Origin of the sequence: Microbacterium hanjuni (assembly GCF_043556395.1) — a bacterium.
Classification (GTDB): Bacteria; Actinomycetota; Actinomycetes; order Actinomycetales; family Microbacteriaceae; genus Microbacterium.
Genome location: NZ_JBIGIK010000003.1, coordinates 136,672 through 150,108 on the forward strand (window position 1 = coordinate 136,672; position 13,437 = coordinate 150,108).

At 69.3% G+C, this 13,437-nt stretch carries 13 protein-coding genes; all 13 read right to left on the reverse strand.

The annotated features are described in order from the left end of the window. Nucleotides 1–27 precede the first annotated feature (27 nt). Nucleotides 28–2,817 (reverse strand): FtsK/SpoIIIE domain-containing protein, encoded by a 2,790-nt coding sequence (locus tag ACFXP5_RS12875; RefSeq protein ID WP_394544905.1) that lies wholly within the window; start codon nucleotides 2,815–2,817, stop codon nucleotides 28–30. Nucleotides 2,818–2,908: 91 nt separating this feature from the next. Further along, nucleotides 2,909–3,682 carry a PP2C family protein-serine/threonine phosphatase gene (locus tag ACFXP5_RS12880; RefSeq protein ID WP_394528814.1) on the reverse strand — a complete coding sequence of 258 codons (774 nt, stop codon included), beginning with the start codon at nucleotides 3,680–3,682 and terminating at the stop codon, nucleotides 2,909–2,911. Between the two features lie 140 nt (nucleotides 3,683–3,822). Next, nucleotides 3,823–4,803, reverse strand: a complete 981-nt coding sequence (locus ACFXP5_RS12885; RefSeq protein WP_394544906.1) for an aldo/keto reductase — start codon at nucleotides 4,801–4,803, stop codon at nucleotides 3,823–3,825. A 53-nt stretch (nucleotides 4,804–4,856) separates the two neighbouring features. After that, nucleotides 4,857–5,621 (reverse strand): DUF5684 domain-containing protein, encoded by a 765-nt coding sequence (locus tag ACFXP5_RS12890; RefSeq protein ID WP_394528816.1) that lies wholly within the window; start codon nucleotides 5,619–5,621, stop codon nucleotides 4,857–4,859. Between the two features lie 125 nt (nucleotides 5,622–5,746). Further along, nucleotides 5,747–6,496 carry a YaaA family protein gene (locus ACFXP5_RS12895; protein ID WP_394544907.1) on the reverse strand — a complete coding sequence of 250 codons (750 nt, stop codon included), beginning with the start codon at nucleotides 6,494–6,496 and terminating at the stop codon, nucleotides 5,747–5,749. A 66-nt stretch (nucleotides 6,497–6,562) separates the two neighbouring features. Next, nucleotides 6,563–6,823, reverse strand: coding sequence for a F0F1 ATP synthase subunit epsilon (locus ACFXP5_RS12900; protein ID WP_394528818.1), 261 nt, complete (start codon nucleotides 6,821–6,823; stop codon nucleotides 6,563–6,565). 33 nt (nucleotides 6,824–6,856) lie between these two features. Further along, nucleotides 6,857–8,314, reverse strand: coding sequence for a F0F1 ATP synthase subunit beta (gene atpD / locus ACFXP5_RS12905; RefSeq protein WP_394528819.1), 1,458 nt, complete (start codon nucleotides 8,312–8,314; stop codon nucleotides 6,857–6,859). A 23-nt stretch (nucleotides 8,315–8,337) separates the two neighbouring features. Then, complete coding sequence (locus ACFXP5_RS12910) at nucleotides 8,338–9,234, reverse strand: F0F1 ATP synthase subunit gamma (RefSeq protein WP_394528820.1); 897 nt, start codon at nucleotides 9,232–9,234, stop codon at nucleotides 8,338–8,340. Between the two features lie 20 nt (nucleotides 9,235–9,254). Then, on the reverse strand, nucleotides 9,255–10,895 hold the full coding sequence (gene atpA, locus ACFXP5_RS12915) for a F0F1 ATP synthase subunit alpha (RefSeq protein WP_394544908.1): 1,641 nt from the start codon (nucleotides 10,893–10,895) through the stop codon (nucleotides 9,255–9,257). A gap of 66 nt (nucleotides 10,896–10,961) precedes the next feature. Next, the gene (locus tag ACFXP5_RS12920; protein ID WP_394528822.1) at nucleotides 10,962–11,753 is read right to left on the reverse strand and encodes a F0F1 ATP synthase subunit delta; all 792 of its coding nucleotides are present in this window, start codon (nucleotides 11,751–11,753) and stop codon (nucleotides 10,962–10,964) included. Next, on the reverse strand, nucleotides 11,753–12,319 hold the full coding sequence (locus ACFXP5_RS12925) for a F0F1 ATP synthase subunit B (protein WP_394544909.1): 567 nt from the start codon (nucleotides 12,317–12,319) through the stop codon (nucleotides 11,753–11,755). Before ACFXP5_RS12925 ends, ACFXP5_RS12920 begins: the two co-directional genes overlap by 1 nt. Before the next feature lie 31 nt (nucleotides 12,320–12,350). Beyond that, nucleotides 12,351–12,590: a F0F1 ATP synthase subunit C gene (gene atpE, locus ACFXP5_RS12930; protein ID WP_394517867.1), complete on the reverse strand. Its 240-nt coding sequence runs from the start codon at nucleotides 12,588–12,590 to the stop codon at nucleotides 12,351–12,353. Nucleotides 12,591–12,633: 43 nt separating this feature from the next. Beyond that, a complete protein-coding gene (gene atpB, locus ACFXP5_RS12935) occupies nucleotides 12,634–13,410 on the reverse strand; it encodes a F0F1 ATP synthase subunit A (protein WP_394544910.1) in 777 nt (258 codons plus the stop codon). Nucleotides 13,411–13,437: the final 27 nt, after the last annotated feature.

Below are 13,437 nucleotides of genomic sequence, written 5' to 3' on the forward strand. Positions count from 1 at the left end.
GACCGTAGAGGCGGCGACCACGCCCGGTCAAGCTCCGAGTGCCCCGGTCAGGGCGACGCGCCGCACCCGTCGCCCGGCCGGGCACTCCCACGCCCGGCCGCGGCCCGGGGCGCAGTACGGCGGCGGCTCCCGGTCGCCGGTCAGCAGCCGGTAATCGGCCGCGCACGACACGTCGATCACGAGAACGTGGAGGTTGCGCACCTGCGTCAGCAGCCGGGGGTGGCTCATCCACTGCTCGGGGTCGCCGATGACCACGACCCGCCCGCCCGGTTCGGCTTCGGTGACCTCGCCCGCCCCGTCGACGGCGCGCAAGCGCACCCCGGTGCGCTCCCACCGCTCCAGGAGACCCGGCGGTGCGTGGCGCACGACGTACCCCGTCACCCCGGGCGGGGGATCCCAGCTCGCCGTCGCGGGAACCGCGGCCGGTGCGTCCCCAGCATCCGTCACCGCGACCTGCACCGTGCGGCGATCGAGGGTTCCTCGCCCGGGAGGCAGATCGGCGACGAAGTCTGCTCCCTCCCCACCCGCCGCGAGGTGGTCGGCACGCGAGGCGGTGGCGAGGACGAGACGGCGCGGGAACAGATCGGCGAGCCGGCCGGCAACGCCGGTGAGTCGCTGCGCGCTGGCGAAGATGCGGATCCCGAGGTCTCCCGCGCCGCGGATCCACCGCTCGAGCTCCTCCGAGGCGGCTCGGGCGTAGTCTCCGCTGAGCCGGCCGGCCAGGGCGTCGACGTCGTCGACGAACACCGTCGTGCCCGGCACGGGGGGCGTTCCGGCGGCCAGCGCATCCCACGCGGCCTCGGAGTCGGGGCCGATCCACAGCCGGGCAGCGCGGGGTACCTGGGCGGCGAGGGTCCGCAGCGCCGTGGTCTTGCCCGCACCGACCCCTCCCACCACCAGAAGGGCTCGGTCGGCGATGAGACACGCCGCCTGCCGCTGGTGATCGGGTTCATCGACCAGGCCGAGGCGCAGCGCCCCGTCGATCGCCGGCGGGAGGTCGGCGAGATCGAGCGTGAGCGGCAGGGCGGGCAGCCACGGCCTGCGGGGAGCCGCCCCGCCCCGGTGTTCGACCGCGGCGATGTCGGTCGCGTCGGTGAGAGCCATCCGCACCCGAGAGGTGCGCGCGTCTGCGCTTCGACGCACGACCGCGACCCCGCGCCCCTCGGCGCCGCCCGGAAGGCGGGCCGCCTCGTCGGTGCCGACCACGGCCCGACTGTCGAGGGCATCCGCGACCCGCAGACTCACCCGCAGCGGGCAGTTGGCCAGCAGGCTGTCGCGGAGGACGCCGGCCGCCCGCTGGGTGCCGATGATGAGGTGCATGCCCAGCGCACGACCGCGGGCGGCGATGTCGGTGAAGAGCGCCTCGAGTTCAGGATGCGATTCGCGCAGGGCGGCGAACTCGTCGATCACGATGATCAGCCGCGGCAGGTCGGTCTGGCCGATGTCGCGCACGCCCGAACGGGCGAGCTCCGCCTCGCGGTGACGCAGTTCGGCGCGGAGACTCTCGATCGCGCGACGCGCAACGCGACTGTCGAGGTCGGTGATCACCCCCGTCACGTGCGGGAGGCGGGCGAGCGCGTCGAAGGCGGTGCCACCCTTGAAGTCGGCCAGCAGGAACGACACCGCCGAGGTGTCGTACGCGGTGCACAGCGCCACCACCCACGTCACCAGCAGTTCGCTCTTGCCGGCACCGGTCATCCCCGTCACCACCGCGTGGGGGCCGTCGCTGACGATGTCGAGCGAGGCGGGCGCGGACGCGCAGAGTCCTACCGGCACACTCAGCGAGAGGGGCGGCGATCCGCCCCGGCGCCCGATGCCGAGCTCTGCGAGCCGCACCGCGCTCGCCTCGCGCGGGGCCCTCCGCATGCGAGATGCCCGCGCGGCGAGCTCGTTCGCGAGGGTTGCGGCCTGCAGCTCGGAGATCGCCTCCACGCTGACCAGTTCCACGTCACCCCCGATCTCCACGCGGGCCTCCGCGGCGGAGACGAGGAAGATCACCGTGCCGCACCGTGGCGGGAGGGCGTCTGCGGTGCGAGCGGAGACGATCACGAGCTCACTGTCCTGATCGAGCTCGCCCTCCCCTTCGCCCACTCGGCCCACGGCGACGCGGAACCCAGCGGCCGCTCCGGCGTGCGGCAGCTCCCGCAGCCACGCGGTCTCTCCCCCGACCAGCGCGAGTTCCCCCGGCGGCCCGGCGAGAGCCAGTTGCAGGACGAGGGCGCGCACCACGGCGTCGGCCAGCACGGGCGGCCCCACCACCGCGATGCCCGATCCGAGCGCCACCGTGACGGGGGCCGCCGCCACCTCCCGGGCGCGCGCAACAAGCGCAGCATCCTCCTCTCCCCCGCCACCGGTCACCCGCACGGCGCTCGCGACCCGGCCGGCCCCCACCACGAGAGTGCCGACCCGCTCGGGGACGGCCCGCCAGATCTGCTCGGGATGTCGGAGGTAGCCCGCGACGTCGGGATGGCGGGCACGCAGCGCCGCCCGCTCCGCGGCATGACGCTCGTCGATCTGCACGCCGGCACGCGCGCGAACGACGGCAGCTTCCTCGGCCGCGGCCCGCCGCACCCGCTTCGTCGAGCGGCGGCCGTCGAGCACGCCCGCAACGGCGATCACCGGGCCGAGCACCGCGAACCACAGCGCGAAGACCGACCCCGTCACTGCCCAGAGTCCGAGCGCGCCCACCACGGGGACGGCCGAGGCGAGCCAGGGCACGCCCGGCCGCGGCGCCGGCGACGGAGCAGGCGGGAGGGCGAGCGGCGACGGGTCGGTGTCGAGGCGCGGCGCGAGGGCGGGGACGAAGCCGGAGCTCATCGTCCTAGCTCATCGCGAAACCGCGGGCGTCAGGGGGAGAACCCAGCGACCTGAGGAGAAGTCTGCGCGACCGGCCGCTGTGCAGGAGAGGTCAGGCCGTGCGGCGCGCCACGTCGAGCACGATGACCGTGATGTTGTCGCGCCCACCGTTCTCGAGCGCGGCATCCAGCATGGCGCGGACGGCGTCGGCGGGATCGGCGTTGGTCTCGAGGAAATGGCGGATGCCGTAATCCGTGAGCTCTTTCGTCAGACCGTCGGAGCAGATCACGAAGCGGTCACCGTCGACGACGTCGAGGCGCACATAGTCGGGTTTGACGCTCTCGGTCGGACCGACCGCTCGGGTGATGACGTTGCCGTAGGGGTGGTTCTCGGCCTCCTCCGGGCTCAATCTCCCGGAGGCGATGAGCTCCTGCACGACGGAGTGGTCGGTGGTGATCTGCACGATCTCGTCATCGCGGAACAGGTAGACGCGCGAGTCGCCGATGTTCAGGGTCACCCAGTGCGGCGGGTTCTCGGTGGCGTCCAAGAACACGCCGGTGAGCGTCGTTCCCGTCCCGTCGTCGGTGGCTTCGGGGTGGGACACGATGTCCTTGACCGCGCGGGTCAGGGCCTTCTCGATCGACTTCGGGCTCACTCCCCCGGCGTCGACCATGCTGCGGAGCCGGTCGACGGTGCTGGCACTGGCGATCTCGCCCCCGATGTGTCCGCCCATGCCGTCGGCAACCACGTACAGCGGATAGCTGGCGAGCACGGCGTCCTGGTTGACTTCCCGGCGGCGGCCGGTGTCGGTCGCCTCGGCCCACGACAACTCCACCACGCCACCGGGCACCGGTACGGTCCGCGAACTGGTCGTCACCTCGGGCACGCCACAACCTCCCGTGGTCGACTGGAGAGCCGGATCAAGCATCCGGCGCCCTCACATCCTAGAGGACCGGCCCCGGCCACGCCGTGACGGGCGCGGCCGCGCCGTGATGAGAACGGCCGCGCGGCGGCCCGGTCGTCGGCTCAGCCGGCCGCGGGATCGCGCACGAGGGGGAACAGCGCGTCGATAGCGGCGAGGTCGTCGGGGCTCGGGAGCCACGCGGTCGCGGCCGCCGCGTTCGCGGTGACCTGCTCGACGCTCGTCGCGCCGGCGATCACGCTGGAGACGGCCGGGCGCGACAGCAGCCAGCCGAAGGTCGCCTCGAGCATCGTGAGGTTGCGTTCCTCGCAGAACGTCCGATAGGCGTCGAGGGCGTCCCACGGGGCATCGCGCCAGACGTGCGAACGCTGGCGCATGATCCGGCTGGACGCCGGGCCGCCCTCCCGGGTGAACTTCCCCGTCAGCAGACCGTTGTGGAGCGGGAAGAACGGGAAGAAGCCCAGACCGAAATGCTCGACGGCCGGCAGCACCTCGCGTTCGGCCGCGCGGGCGAGCAGGCTGTACTGGTTCTGAGCGGAGACGAATCGCACGCCGCGCGTGGTGCGCAGCTCGGCCTCCGCGATCTGCCACCCGGCGAAGTTCGACTGACCGAGGTAGCGCACCTTGCCCTCCCGCACGAGGTCGGTGAGCACGTCGAGGGTCTCATCGATCGGGGTCGCCGGGTCGGGCGTGTGCAGCTGGTAGAGATCGATCCAGTCGGTCTGCAGCCGTCGGAGCGAGGCCTCGACGCTGCGCCGCACCGCCAGGCGAGAACCCATCGCACCGCCCAAGGTCGGTTCGGCGAAATCGGCGTGACCGAACTTCGTGGCGAGGATCACCTCGTGCCGGCGGCCACGCAACGCCTCCCCCATGAGCGTCTCGGAGACGCCGAACTGCTTGCCGTAGATGTCGGCGGTGTCCAGAAACGTCACCCCGACGTCGATCGCCGCGGCCAGCACCTCTCGCGTGCCGTCGAGCGACTCGATGGCGGTGCCACTCCGACCGAAGTTGTTGCACCCGAGGCCGACGGCGGACACGAGCAGCCCGGAGGCGCCGACGCGGCGCTGGGGAAGAGAAGAAGCCATGCGACCACGCTAACGCGACGAAGAACCCCCCGCCGGAGCGGGGGGTTCTGTGATCACGGGCGCGGCGGCTCGGGAGCGGCGGGAGGCGCCGTCGGGGGCTGCGGCTCGCCGGGGGCCGGCGGTACCGGACCCGCGGGCGGCTGCGAACCGACGGGCGGTGCGTAGCCGGCGGGCGGGGGCGGCGGGTAGGCGCCGGGCTGGGCGGGTGCCGGGTAGCCGGCGGCGGGGTACCCGGGAGCGGCCGGGTAACCGGGTGCTGCGGGGTAGCCGGGGCCGCCGTAGCCACCGCCGACGGACGTCTGTGCGGGGATGCCCTGCCAGGAGGTCTTGTCGGCGAGGAAGCTGTTCGACCACGACGCGGGCGGTACCTGCAGGTTCCACCGCGAGCGGTCGAACGCCATGATGGCGAGCCAGACGATGGCCAGGAAGATGTAGAGGATGATCCAGGGACCCTCCTTCTGCAGCTTCGTCTGCACGCGGTAGGCGGCCAGCACCAGGTAGACGTAGACGGCGAGGCCGAGGAGCCAGCCGATCACCGGTACCCAACCGAGCACGATCGTGCCACCCCAGAGGATCAGCAGCCACCACGGGCTGAGATCGCCGAGCTTCACGAAGATGAGCGTGTTGTAGACGGGAACCCAGGCGCGCCACTTGCCTTGGACGCCCGCCTTCTCGAACAGCTTCATGAACAGCAGCGAGCCGATGACATAGCCGATGGCGAGGATCGGCAGCAGGATGGCGAGCGCGATCAACGCCCCCAGCGCGCCGGCACCTCCGTCGGAGTATCCGGAATAGTCGGAGTATTGAGCCAAGAACATGTGCGTCCTCTCGAGAAGGATCGGTGGCGTGTCTCCACGCCGCGGGACACCTGCCCCACCGCACACATGCTACCGATCCTGAGTGTTTCCTGGGGGAAGCAGACCGCGAACGACCGGCGAGGCGGTCAGACGACCAGCTGGAGCTCGCCCGCCGCGCCCGTCCGGACGTCCCACCCGGCGCCGCGCGCCCACTCCTCGAACTGCTCTCGGCGCGAGATCCGCGGGCGCGCGAGGGCGAGGGAGCGCACGAGTTCGCCCTTCGCATGCTTGTTGAAGTGGTTCAGCGCGCGCGCCGTGCCGTCCTCGCCGTCGGTGACCACGCGGACGTAGACGCTGTCGGTCCCGGCCGGGACGGGGCCGAGTGCCGTGTACGCCTCCGACCTCAAGTCGAGCACGAACCGCGGCCGAGCCGCCGCCAGGGCGGCCGTCACCGCGTCCCGCCAGACGCGCCGGAGCGGCGGGACACCCGGCAGGGTGATGCCGGCAGCGAGGCGGTAGGACGGGATCCGATCGAGCGCCGCCACCGGTCCGAGGGGGGCGGAGTGGATGGCGACGTGCGCGCCGAGCCACCGCCGGGCCGCGGGATCCAGGGTGGATGCGTCGATCCCGTCGTAGAGGACGCCCGTGTAGCGCTCGATCGCCGGCAGGGTCGGTGCGCTCGAGAACGCGAGGTTGTCGGCGAGGTCGGCGCGCTGGCGTTCGCCGAGCTTGAGCACACGCAGGGCCGCCGCCGTGTCGGCCGACAGCGCGACGAGGGCTCCGACGATCAGCTCACGCTGCGGGCGCAGCTCGGGGAAGGCGAGATCGTCGAGCCGCACGGCCCGCGCCGTCCCGCCGGTTCGCTTCGTCTCCGACGGGGGCAGGAGCACCAGCATCCGAGATCCTTCCGCTCGAACACCATCGGCCGGCCCCGAAGGACCGGCCGATGGAAGAAACGACGATCAGGAGGCGAGAGCCGCGTGACCTGCCACGATCGTGAGGACGTCGCTCTCCATCGAGAGGAAGCCATCGTTCGCCGTGGCCTCGATCTTCGAGCCGTCGGCGAGCGTGATGCGCACCTGGCCCTCGGCGAGGATCGCGAGCAACGGTTCGTGACCGGACATGATGCCGATCTCACCCTCGACCGTGCGCGCGACGACGAGCGTCGCGTCTCCGGTCCACACCTCCGCGTCCGCGGAGACGAGGCTCACCTGAAGCGTCACTTCGACTCACTTCGTTCGCTCAGTACAAGCACGTCAGCCGTTCTCTTTCTGGATCTGAGCCCACTTGGCCTCGACGTCACCGATGCCGCCGACGTTGAAGAACGCCTGCTCGGCCACGTGGTCGTACTCGCCCTTCACGATCGCGTCGAAGGACTCGATGGTCTCCTTGATCGGAACCGTCGAACCCTCGACACCCGTGAACTTCTTCGCCATGTAGGTGTTCTGGGAGAGGAACTGCTGGATGCGGCGGGCGCGGGAGACGACGATCTTGTCTTCTTCCGAGAGCTCGTCGACACCGAGGATCGCGATGATCTCCTGCAGTTCCTTGTTCTTCTGCAGGATCTGCTTCACCGAGGTGGCCACGCGGTAGTGGTCCTCACCGATGTAGCGGGGGTCCAGGATGCGGCTCGTCGAGGTCAGCGGGTCGACGGCCGGGTACAGACCCTTCGACGCGATCTCACGCGAGAGCTCGGTCGTGGCGTCGAGGTGGGCGAACGTCGTCGCGGGAGCGGGGTCGGTGTAGTCGTCGGCCGGGACGTAGATCGCCTGCAGCGAGGTGATCGAGTGACCGCGAGTCGAGGTGATGCGCTCCTGGAGCACACCCATCTCGTCGGCCAGGTTCGGCTGGTAGCCCACCGCGGACGGCATGCGACCGAGCAGCGTCGAGACCTCGGACCCCGCCTGCGTGAAGCGGAAGATGTTGTCGATGAACAGCAGGACGTCCTGGTTCTGCACGTCGCGGAAGTACTCCGCCATCGTGAGGGCCGACAGGGCGACGCGCAGGCGCGTTCCCGGCGGCTCGTCCATCTGGCCGAACACCAAGGCGGTCTTCTCGAAGACGCCGGCCTCTTCCATCTCGTGGATGAGGTCGTTGCCCTCACGGGTGCGCTCGCCGACACCGGCGAACACCGACACGCCACCGTGGTCCTGCGCGACGCGCTGGATCATCTCCTGGATGAGCACGGTCTTACCGACACCGGCACCGCCGAAGAGCCCGATCTTTCCGCCGAGCACGTACGGGGTGAGCAGGTCGATGACCTTGATGCCCGTCTCGAACATCTGGGTCTTGGACTCGAGCTGGTCGAAGGCCGGGGCCTTGCGGTGGATGCCCCAACGCTCGGTGATCTCGATGGTCTCGCCCGGCTGGGCGTTGAGCACATCACCGGTGACGTTGAACACCTTGCCCTTGGTGACGTCGCCGACGGGAACCGTGATCGGCCCGCCGGTGTCGCGCACTTCCTGACCGCGCACCACACCGTCGGTGGGCTTGAGCGCGATCGCACGGACGAGGTCGTCGCCGAGGTGCTGGGCGACCTCGAGCGTGATCTCGTTCGACTCGCCGTCGATCGTGATCGTGGTCTTGAGGGCGTTGTAGATGTCGGGCAGCGAGTCGTGGGGGAACTCGATGTCGATGACCGGGCCGGTGACGCGGGCTACGCGTCCGACGACCGTGGTCTCGGCCTTCTCGGCCTTATCGGCGGTGAGGCTCATGGCTTCTTCTCTCCTCGTTAGGTCTATCTGCCGGACGCCAGGGCGTCGGCGCCGCCGACGATCTCGGCAATCTGCTGCGTGATCTCCGCCTGACGCGCGTTGTTGCGCAGGCGGGTGTAGTCGGTGATGAGCTTGTCGGCGTTGTCGCTGGCGGACTTCATCGCCTTCTGCGTCGCGGCGTGCTTGGCCGCCGACGACTGCAGGAGAGCGTTGAACACGCGGCTCTGGATGTACACCGGCAGGAGCGCGTCCAGCACCGTCTCCGGATCGGGTTCGAACTCGTACAGCGGGTACACCTCGGAGGTGGCCGAATCCGCCGCATCGACGACCTCGAGCGGAAGCAGGCGCACCGACTCCGGGCTCTGGGTCATCATGCTGACGAAACGGTTGTACACCAGGTGGATCTCATCGACCCCACCCTCGGCTCCCCCGCGGAGGTACGCGTCGATCAGAGCGGACGAGATCTTCTCGGCCGTGCTGAACTGCGGGGTGTCGGTGTCGCCCGTCCACTCCTCGACGGTCTGCATGCGTCGGAACTGGAAGTAGCCGACGGCCTTGCGACCGACCAGGTAGTACGCGACCTCTTTGCCCTGAGAGCGGAGGAGGTTGCCCACCTCGAGACCCTCGCGGAGGATCTGCGAGTTGAACGCACCCGCGAGACCGCGGTCCGAGGCGAAGATGACGACCGCCGAGCGACGGATCTCACTGCGCTCGGTGGTCAGCGGGTGGTCGACGCCCGAGTGGGTCGCGACCGCGGAGACGGCCCGCGTCACAGCCCGCGCGAACGGCGAGGCCGCGCGCACACGCGTCATCGCCTTCTGGATGCGCGAAGCCGCGATGAGCTCCATCGCCTTCGTGATCTTCTTGGTCGTCTGAGCAGAGTTGATCTTCTGCTTGTAGACCCGTAGTTGTGCGCCCATGATCCTGTTCTCGCGTCGCCTTAGCGGCGGCCCTTGACGATCTGCTCCTGGTTGACGTCTTCGGGCTCGGTCGAATCGGTCGCGGTGTCGCTGCCCGGAGCGGAGATCGACTGACCCTCGCCCGAACGGAACTCCAGCAGGAACTCGTCGGTCTTCGCCGTGAGCTCTGCGAGGATCTCGTCGGTGAGGACGTTCGTGTCGCGGAGCGTGGTGAGGATCGTCGTGTTGCGGCGGAGGTAGTCCAGCAGCTCCCGCTCGAAGCGCAGCACATCGGACACCTCGATCGAGTCGAGCTTGCCGTTCGTGCCGGCCCAGATCGACACGACCTGCTCCTCGACGGGGTACGGCGAGTACTGCGGCTGCTTGAGCAGCTCGGTCAAGCGCGCACCGCGTGCCAGCTGGCGGCGGGAGGCAGCATCCAAGTCGCTCGCGAACATCGCGAACGCCTCGAGCGAGCGGTACTGGGCGAGCTCGAGCTTGAGCGTGCCGGAGACCTTCTTGATCGACTTGACCTGGGCGTCACCGCCGACGCGCGACACCGAGATGCCCACGTCGACCGCGGGACGCTGGTTGGCGTTGAAGAGGTCGGACTGCAGGAAGATCTGCCCGTCGGTGATCGAGATCACGTTGGTCGGGATGTAGGCCGACACGTCGTTGGCCTTGGTCTCGATGATGGGCAGGCCCGTCATCGATCCCGCGCCCAGCTCGTCGGACAGCTTCGCGCAACGCTCCAGCAGACGGGAGTGCAGGTAGAAGACGTCACCGGGGTATGCCTCGCGGCCCGGCGGACGACGCAGCAGCAGCGAAACGGCACGGTAGGCCTCGGCCTGCTTCGACAGGTCATCGAAGATGATCAGCACGTGCTTGCCGCCGTACATCCAGTGCTGGCCGATGGCAGAACCGGTGTAGGGGGCGAGGTACTTGAAGCCGGCCGGGTCGGAGGCGGGGGCGGCGACGATGGTGGTGTACTCCATCGCGCCGGCGTCCTCGAGGGCGCCCTTGACCGAAGCGATCGTCGAGCCCTTCTGACCGATGGCGACATAGATGCAGCGCACCTGCTTGTCGACGTCTCCGGACTCCCAGTTGGCCTTCTGGTTGATGATCGTGTCGATCGCGATCGCGGTCTTACCGGTCTGGCGGTCGCCGATGATCAGCTGACGCTGTCCGCGTCCGATCGGGATCATGGCGTCGATCGCCTTGATGCCGGTCTGCAGGGGCTCGTGCACGCTCTTGCGCTGCATGACGCCGGGCGCCTGCAGCTCGAGGGCGCGGCGTCCTTCGGCGACGATCTCGCCGAGGCCGTCGATGGGGTTTCCGAGCGGGTCGACGACGCGACCGAGGAAGCCGTCGCCGACGGGCGCCGACAGCACCTCACCGGTGCGGGTCACGGGCTGACCGGCGTCGACGCCGGAGAACTCGCCGAGGACGACGACACCGATCTCGTGCTCGTCGAGGTTCTGGGCGAGGCCGAGCGTGCCGTCCTCGAAGGTGACGAGCTCGTTGGCCATCACGCCGGGGAGTCCCTCGACGTGGGCGATGCCGTCGGCGGCGTCGATGACCGTGCCGACCTCGTTCGCGGCCGCACCCGTGGGTTCGTAAGCGGCGACGAAGTCTTTCAGCGCGTCACGGATGACGTCGGGGCTGATGGACAGTTCTGCCATGGTCTTCCTTCTTGTTGGGGGGCCGGAGCCCCCAAGATCTCCGTCCGAGTCGGACGGCAACATCTGTCAGCCAGCGAGTCGCTGGCGGAGGTCGGCGAGTCGGGTCGAGATGCTCGCGTCGATCACGTCGTCGGCGATCTGCACGCGCAGCCCTCCGACGACGCTCGGGTCGATGACGGTGTTCAGCATGACTGCGGTGCCGTAGCGCGCCGACAGTGCCGTCGCGAGCCGGGTGGCCTGCGCTTCGCTGAGCGGCGCAGCCGAGACCACGGTCGCGACCGTGCGGCCGCGCTGGTCGGCGACGAGGTGCATCGCCCAATCCAGCAGGGAACGCACCCGTCGCTCGCGCGGTTGCTGCACGAGCGAGGAGGCGATGAGGATCGAGGATGCTGCCGCCCGACCCTCCAGGAGGGATGCGACGAGCGCGCCCTTCGCCGAGGTTTCGCCCATCCGCATGCCGAGAGCGAGCTCGAGATCCCCGTTCTCGGCGACGGTGCGCGAGAAGCGGAAGAGGTCGCCCTCGATATCGGCGTCGGGGTCGGCGATCGCCGTCGCGCGCACCGCGAGCTCTTCGATCGCGTCGATGAGGTCGGCGGCGCGCGACCAGCGCTGCACCACGGCGGCACTCAACAGCGCGACCGTCTCGGGCTTCAGGGCGGGACCGAACACGTCGGTCACGACCTTGGTCCGCGAAGCGGGGCTCGCCGCGGAATCGGCCAGCGCGCCGCTCAGTGCCGAGGAGCCGCCCAGGGCACGCGCCGCGGCGAACAGCTCGCCGGCGACGTCGATGTCCACGCCGGACACGGCATCCAGCGTCGCGGTCGTGGCCGCGAGCGCCTGAGTGGTCGCGCTACCCATCAGGAAGAAGCCCTTCCCGCGGTCTCGGACTTCTCGAGGTCGGCGAGGAAGCGGTCGACGACGGCCGATGCCTTCTGGTCGTCGGTGAGGGTCTCACCGATGACGTTGCCGGCCAGGTCGATCGCGAGCGTGCCGACCTCGCTGCGCAGCGACACCAGAGCGCTCTGACGCTCGGCCTCGATCTGCGTCTGCGCGGCTGCCGTGACGCGAGCGGCTTCCGTGGAAGCGTTGTCCCGAGCCTCGGCGACGATCTTCTTGCCGTCCTCACGGGCGGCCTCGCGGATGTCACCGGCTTCCTTGCGTGCGTCAGCGAGCTGCGCCGTGTACTGCTCGAGAGCAGCTTCGGCTTCACGCTGAGCTTCGTCGGCCTTGGCGATGTTTCCTTCGATGGCGTTGCTGCGCTCGTCGAGGATCTTCGTCACGCGCGGCAGGGCCACACGCCAGACGACGAGCACGATGATGACGAAGCAGACCGCCGACCAGACGATGTCATAGGCCGCCGGAAACAGCGGGTTCCCGCTGGTCTCTTCGTGCTCGGCCGCGAGCGTGACAAGAGCGTTTAGCATCCTGCCTCCTTATGGGTGAGTCGCGTCGAGCTCAAAGTGCGTTGAAGATGAACGGCGTGGCGATGCCGATCAGCGCGAGGATCTCGATGAGGCCGATACCGATGAACATGGTCACCTGCAGGCGTCCGGCGAGCTCCGGCTGGCGGGCGGTGGATTCGATCGTCTTGCCGATCATGATGCCGAGGCCGATGGCCGGGCCGATGGCCGCGAGGCCGTAACCCACGGTCGCGATGTTTCCCTCGAGCTCCGCGAGAACCGTCGTTGCGTCCACTGGTGTTTTCCTTTCGTTGGGCGAACAGCCGATCGGCTGTTCGTCAGTGCTCTTCCGCGACCGCGAGCTGGATGTACACCGCGGTGAGGATCGTGAAGATGTAGGCCTGGAGCGCGGCGACGAAGATCTCGAAGAGCGTGAACGCGAAGCCGAGCGCCAGGGTGCCGGCTGCCAGAGGTGACAACCAGTTGAAGCTGAAGAGGAAGAACTGCGTTGCGGCGAAGAACAGCACGAGCATGAGGTGCCCGACCATCATGTTCGCCAGGAGCCGCAGGAAGAGCGAGAACGGACGGGCGATGAACACCGAGATGAGCTCGATCAGCGCGATCAGCGGCACGATGACGATCGGCACGCCGCTGGGCACGAGCGAGTTCTTCATGAAGCGGCCTACGCCGTGCTTCTTGATGCCGGCATAGATGAACACGACGTACGCGATCAGGGCCACGACGAGTGGTGCACCCGCCACCGACGTGCCCGCGATGTTGAGCCCCGGGATGACGCCCGTGAGGTTCAGCGCCAGGATGCCGAAGAACAGAGCGGTGAGGATCGGAAGGAACCGCCGGCCGTCCTTCTCGCCGAGCACCTGGTAGGCGATCTGCTCACGGACGAAGCCGAAGCCCAGCTCGATGACACTTTGGAAGCGCCCCGGGACGACCGAGAGCTTCCGCGTGCCGACGACCAGGATGAGCACCAGGATCGCCGTGGCGAGCAGCTGGATCAGCGTGACGCGGGTGATGGCGAAGGGCGTGCCGTCGAACAGCAACGCCGGCGGGAAGAAATCGCTGATTGAAGGCGGGTGGAACTCGTTGTCTGCCGCCATGGCGATCATCGTCGCTTGAGTCAACGG